Raw genomic sequence first — 4,362 nt, forward strand, 5'->3', positions numbered from 1 at the left:
TTTGGAAAGGGGTCTATTATTGGTTAAAAAGGTAAATAACGATTTTGCTATTGAGTTTCCTCCACTATCTTTTTTGTCTGTGCTGATTGCTTGTGTTTGAATGGCGATTTCATATTTTAAACCATCCAAGCTATCTATACCAAACAAGGAAACATAAGCATATTTTTGATAGCCTAGCTCGCTACGCTTTTCTTCATAAAAATTTTTCCAAAAATGTGTTTTACCAATACCCCATTCGCCAGTTAATCCAATAACATAGCCTTTATTTTTAGCTTGGTCTTCGCTATCACTTTTGTTTTTGTCCTTATCTTGATTTAGGACTTTTAATAATCTTTCGTCAATGCTTTGTGTGTTTGCCATAACTTTTCCAATAAAAATAGGTGTGATAAAATCATACCACACCTATTTACCAAAAACCAAATTATTTCAAATAATCTTTCAACGCCTTCGCCTGTTTATCGGCATTCCCGATATAAGTGGCAGGGGTTAGCTTAGCTAGGCGTGTACGCTCATCGGACGGCACGGCAGACAGCTCATCGCCATTCACAAAACCTATCATCATCTCACGGGTCATCGCTTGCCCACGAGTCAGAGTCTTTAATTTTTCGTAAGGTTTTTCAACGTTGTAGCGTCTCATCACGGTTTGGATAGGTTCGGCAAGCACTTCTTGGGCGTTGTCCAAATCTTCGGCTAGGCGGTCAGTATTGATTTCTAATTTGCCAATGCCTTTTAGGCACGCTTCAAAAGCAATCAAACTTTGGGCAAAACCCACGCCCATATTACGAAGCACCGTTGAGTCGGTCAAATCACGTTGCCAACGCGAAATGGGTAATTTTTCGCCAAGATGAGCCAATACCGCATTTGCTAAGCCAAGGTTACCTTCTGAATTTTCAAAATCAATGGGGTTTACCTTGTGGGGCATGGTGGAGCTACCCACTTCGCCGTCTTTTAGTTTTTGCTTAAAGTAGCCAAGCGAGATATAGCCCCACACATCACGGTTAAAATCAATCAAAATCGTGTTAAAACGGCGTAACGCATCAAACAATTCTGCCATATAATCATGCGGTTCAATCTGCGTGGTATAAGGGTTAAAGGTCAAATCTAGACTCTCAACAAAACTTTGCGAGTGTTTTGCCCAGTCAATGTTTGGATAAGCAGACAAATGGGCGTTGTAGTTGCCAACCGCTCCGTTGATTTTGCCAAGCAGTTCCACATTGTTGAACTGCTTTAATTGGCGGTGCAAGCGGTAAGCGACATTCGCCATTTCTTTGCCAAGCGTGGTGGGGCTTGCGGTCTGTCCGTGCGTGCGAGAGAGCATGGGGGTGGTGGCATAATTGTCAGCCAGTTTGGCAATCTCATCAATAATCGCTTGCATGGACTGGGCAAGCACATCACGACCCGATTTTAGCATCAGGGCGTGCGATAGGTTGTTGATGTCCTCAGACGTACAGGCAAAATGGATAAACTCGCCTGCATTTGCCAATTCATCAATATCAGCAATCTGTTCTTTTAAGAAATATTCCACCGCTTTGACATCGTGGTTGGTGGTTCGTTCTATCTCTTTGATTCGTAAGGCATTTTGTTCGCTAAAATTGGCAACAATGGCATTTAGCTTGTCATTGGTGGATTGGCTAAATGGCGTAATTTCGCTAATCTCGGGGTGATTTGCCAAGGCTTGCAACCAACGAATCTCAACGGTTACACGGGCGTGAATGAGTCCAAACTCGGACAAATAAGGACGCAAGGCATCGCATTTGGATGCATAACGACCATCAAGGGGCGATAGGGCAGTCAAGGCAGAAAAAGACAGCTCGGACATGGGATTTTCCTTTAACGATGAACGGGTTTATGGGTTTAACGAATGTTTAGACTTGACAACAAAAGCCCACAAATCACTTGTGGGCTAATGCGGGATTACTTAATCTCAACGGTCACGCCTTCTTGGACGTTGGCATACAGCTCTAACACGTCCCAGTTGGACAGACCGATAGAGCCAATCGGGGCAGGCTGTCCGATAATCTCAGGGTTGCTCACGCCATGAATGCCATAACCTGCCTTGTCTAGGCTCATCCATACCACACCAACAGGGCTGTTGGCACCAGGGGGTAGGATAAAGGTTTGTTTGTTGTCGCCTTTGGTGACGGTGGCACGATAGTGGGGCATTTTGACCTTGCTGTTTAGGCTGTAAACGCCTTTTTCGGCAGGTTTTTTGCTGTTACCGATGGTGGCAGGATAGCTTGCCATGAGTGTGTCGCCTTGGTAGGCGGTGACGGTGTTGGTTGCGGTGTTGGCGATGATTTTGTCAAAACCGCCTTCAAAGGCATCTTTGGTGTTGACCACGGTAATGCTCTCGCCTGCTACGAATTTTTTATTGGGATTGATTTTGGTGAGATAGTCGATACGCATGTGAAAGCGTTCGGCAAGTTTCTCTTGAATGCTCTCATAGCCTAGGTCGCTAAGTTTTGAGCGGGCTTCGACACTGCTTGGTAATTTGCCAAACTTGGTGATGTCATCTTTGGTGATGGTGTAGCTGACCAGTACGTCATCCGCCCCCACGCTGAGAGCATCCCATGTTTCTTGGTTCATCTTGCCAGTGGCGGGTAGGTTTTTCATGCGTTGGAAGTTGGCAAGGGCGTTTTTGCTGTTGTTGCCCCAACCGCCATCAATCGCCCCAACAGACGCATGGTGTTGGTCTAGCAGTGCCTGAATCTTGACCGTCATGGCACTATTGACTTTCATGTTGGGCGACCATGTGGACTTGTTCACGGTCTTGGCGTATTCGGACAAATCCACTTTGGTGTAGCGTTTGCCTGATTTTTCAAGGCTTTTGATGGTGGCGGTGTCGCTACTGGTTTTTTTGGTGTCAATTTGGCTGGCAGTGTCACTGTCATCGGCGGTCAGCAACGTGGGGTCAAAGGTGTTTTTTGCCCCCGATTGACTGACTTGAACATCAAACTGGGCAAAGGCGGTCGTGCCACAGATGGCAAGCATGGACAGTGCTAATGTGGTGAGTTTTTTAGAACAGGACTTTTTAAAATAAAACATGGCAAATCTCATTTTATAAACAAAAAACACCGCTTATTATGTGTGAAAATGACACAAATGACAAGGGTGGACAAGTAGGATTGTTGTAAATTTTGTGTCGCCAATCCGCCTAAAACACCATTTCTAGGCGGTTAAACACCCCCAAATGATGATCACGGTCTTGGTTTTTGTCATTATAATAACTGATGTCCGTCTGCACAAACAGCCATTTTCGCCATACAGGTTGGCGATAGCTGACATAAGGACCATAAATGTCGAGTTCAAACTTCTTGTCCACGACATCACCCCCTGTATAAATGCCATAGCTAAACGCCCGTGTGCCGTGCTTGCCGTCTAGGTAGTGCTGTTGGTACAGGCTGTTGCTCCATGCGGTCTCTTCGGTGTCTTTGTGGGTGTAGGATAGGTGCGTGCGATTGACGAGCGTGCGGTGCTTGGACTGGGGTTGGCTAAATTCAAGCGTGGATAGGGCATAATGCTCGCTCTTGGTGCCGTAGCGATACATCTGTTCAAAGCGGGCGTTAATGCGGTGGTCAAGCTCCCATTTTTTCTCGGCTCGCAGTTTTAGATATAAATCACTAGACCGCAGACCGATGTCAGCATCCGTCTCTATGCCGATGTCGTCTTGGAACTTTGACCAACGCAGAGCGAGCGATGTGTTGTCTTCACGACTTTGACGGCGGTCAAAGGTGTTGTCGCCATAAGTCACGGCACGTCCATCATTATAGATACCGCCCCCTTGTTCTAAGTCCAAATCATCATCACCAATCATCACGCTTAGGCGATTTTCAAGTGTTGGTAGTTTGATGCGTCCACGAATACGGGGTTTGACGGTCGTGCCATCATATTCATTATAATGCGTGTCAAGCATTACACGGATGGACGCACGAGCGGGTTCGTCAGGGTTGGTCTCACCAAACCAGCTGTCCATGTGTCGTGCGGTGCGATTGAGCCAGCCTTTGGTGTCGTCTCGGGTGTCATCAAGCCATGTGTTGTTCTCAGGTTCTAGGTTGGGGCTGTCCGTGTCTGATGTCGTGGTGTCATTGGCATGGGCAAAGGCAGGTAGAGCAAGACAGGTCAGCAAGCACAAAGTGGGGCGAGAGATGATGGGTAACATAAAAACACCAAGCTGTCAAAATTTATCCAAATCATATCATATTATTACTAGGGCGTGTTAAACATTGATAACATTTATTAAAATTTTATAAAAACTTTATAATTTTAAATCTATTTTTATGTGAAAAAATGGCTATCCGACTACTTAATTTAAAAAGTTAAGTAAAATTCTTAAAAATTCATCCAGTTAAGTGGTCGGATTGT

Annotated in this window: 4 protein-coding genes; all 4 read right to left on the reverse strand. The window is 45.4% G+C overall.

Translation table 11 applies throughout. The annotated features are described in order from the left end of the window. A partial coding sequence (locus B5J94_RS05375) for a P-loop NTPase fold protein (RefSeq protein ID WP_228144531.1) occupies positions 1-360 on the reverse strand: 360 nt, incomplete at its 3' end. A gap of 61 nt (positions 361-421) precedes the next feature. Beyond that, entirely contained in the window at positions 422-1,819 is a 1,398-nt protein-coding gene (purB, locus tag B5J94_RS05380; protein WP_062501157.1) for an adenylosuccinate lyase, read from the reverse strand. Positions 1,820-1,914: 95 nt separating this feature from the next. Further along, entirely contained in the window at positions 1,915-3,045 is a 1,131-nt protein-coding gene (locus B5J94_RS05385) for a L,D-transpeptidase family protein (protein WP_062501159.1), read from the reverse strand. A gap of 109 nt (positions 3,046-3,154) precedes the next feature. Then, positions 3,155-4,159 carry a hypothetical protein gene (locus B5J94_RS05390; RefSeq protein ID WP_062501161.1) on the reverse strand — a complete coding sequence of 335 codons (1,005 nt, stop codon included), beginning with the start codon at positions 4,157-4,159 and terminating at the stop codon, positions 3,155-3,157. Between the last annotated feature and the right edge of the window lie 203 nt (positions 4,160-4,362).

Source organism: Moraxella lacunata, from assembly GCF_002027545.1.
GTDB lineage: Bacteria > Pseudomonadota > Gammaproteobacteria > Pseudomonadales > Moraxellaceae > Moraxella > Moraxella lacunata.